3 protein-coding genes are annotated in these 1,296 nt (G+C 66.7%); all 3 read right to left on the bottom strand.

Features of this window, described 5'->3' with window-relative positions; all coding sequences use genetic code 11:
• Window positions 1-336, bottom strand: a 336-nt coding sequence (locus tag EOA28_RS36040; protein WP_189342389.1) for a tripartite tricarboxylate transporter permease, incomplete at its 3' end; no start/stop codon positions are given.
• A gap of 4 nt (window positions 337-340) precedes the next feature.
• Window positions 341-877, bottom strand: coding sequence for a tripartite tricarboxylate transporter TctB family protein (locus EOA28_RS36035; RefSeq protein ID WP_127249504.1), 537 nt, complete (start codon window positions 875-877; stop codon window positions 341-343).
• Between the two features lie 108 nt (window positions 878-985).
• The coding region (locus EOA28_RS36030; protein WP_281060959.1) for a tripartite tricarboxylate transporter substrate-binding protein at window positions 986-1,296 on the bottom strand (311 nt) is incomplete at its 5' end.

The following is a 1,296-nucleotide window of genomic DNA, read 5'->3' as shown; positions in this document are numbered from 1 at the left end:
GGTGGCGAGCGCCGCCCCGCCGCGCCCCGAACGCGCCATGCGGTTGCCCTCGAGCGCGGTGACGATCGTGGCGCTTTCGCCAGGCGTGTTGAGCAGGATCGACGTCGTCGAGCCGCCATACATCGCGCCGTAATAGATGCCGGCAAACAAAATGAACGAGGCCTCCGGCGCCACCTGGTAGGTGATCGGCAACAAGAGCGCGATGGTCAGCGCCGGCCCGAGCCCGGGCAGCACGCCGATTGCCGTTCCGAGCGTCGTGCCGACCAGGCACCATAACAGGTTGGTCGGCGTGAAGGCGACAGCGAACCCGTGCGCGAGATGGCTGAGCGTGTCCATGATCTCAGCCCCCCTTGCCGCCGAGCATGGCGCCCATCAGCGCGTTGAGCTGGTTCTCGATCAGGCCGGCACCGATGTTGACGCCGAGCGCCTTGGCGAAGCCGAAATAGGCGGCAAGCGCCAACACGAGGCCGAGCAGCGCGTCACGCAGCGGGTGCCGGCTGCCGAAGCCGAAACAGACCAGCACGAACATGATGACCGAGGCCGCGGTGAAGCCGAGCGGCTGGATGAGCACGAGGTTGGCAACGAGACCCGCCGCCACCAGGCCCATCGCCTTCCAATCGGTCGGCGTTTCCTTTTCCTCCTCCGGCTGCCAGCCGCCGCGAATGGCGGCGAGGATGAGCAGCAGCGACAGCAAGATCATCCCGGCCATGGTGATATAGGGGAAGACCGTCGGGCCGACCTTGGAGTAGAGCGGCGAGACCGGGATCGCCAGCGTCTGCCAGGCGACGGCGCAGGCGCAGGCGAGAAGCCCGACGCCGATCAGTAATTCAGGTAAGGCAAGACCCGGCGGTGACGCCTGATGGTCGCTGGTGCTCATGATCTCCTCGCCGGATGGCCGGCACGCGGCTGCCGGCATCGCCGCAGTCCATTTCCTGCTTGCATGCTGTCACGGAGGCGGTGCCGCCTCCGTGATCCGGTGGAGGCCTCAGGCGAGACCGAGATCCTTCAAAATGGCGCCGATGCGGGCGGTGTCCTCGGTGACGAACTTGGCGTAGTCGTCGCCAGTGAGCAGGATCGGCGTCCAGTTGCGGTTCTTGCACTCTGTCGCCCAGGCGTCGCTCTTGGCCATGGTCTCGATCAGCTTGATCATCGCCGCCTTGTCGTCGTCGGACACGCCGGGCGGCGCGAAAACGCCGCGCCAGTTGAACAGCTCGACATCGAAACCGGCCTCCTTCAGCGTCGGCGCATCGATGCCGTCCTGGCGCTTGTCGGCCGAGATGGCGAGCAGCCGGAGCG

Source organism: Mesorhizobium sp. M2A.F.Ca.ET.067.02.1.1, assembly GCF_004023285.1.
Taxonomy (GTDB): Bacteria; Pseudomonadota; Alphaproteobacteria; order Rhizobiales; family Rhizobiaceae; genus Mesorhizobium.
This window is presented reverse-complemented; position numbering and strand designations above follow the sequence as displayed.